Source organism: Carnobacterium sp. (assembly GCF_032094055.1).
Classification (GTDB): domain Bacteria; phylum Bacillota; class Bacilli; order Lactobacillales; family Carnobacteriaceae; genus Carnobacterium_A.
In genome coordinates this window covers 1399-1645 of the sequence record NZ_DAMDAK010000146.1, presented here as the reverse complement: position 1 = coordinate 1645, position 247 = coordinate 1399, and positions in this window count along the sequence as shown.

The window sequence follows — 247 nt, the reverse complement described above, 5'->3', positions numbered from 1 at the left end:
CCACAGAAATATCGCGTATTACCGAAAGTATGCTTTCAGCGGTAAATGGTATCCATGCGACCAAGTGCATATTTTATGAACGCTTTATAATTCCGAGGTTTGCCTAATGAGTTCAAAGGAAAAAAGAGATCAGATGCTGTCGATGATAGCAGATTGGTAGTAGAGCGGTATGAGCAAGAAGCAGTACTGTGATTTAAGGGGGATCAATTGTAAGTGTCCCAAAAAATCCAACAGCTTAAAACTGGAC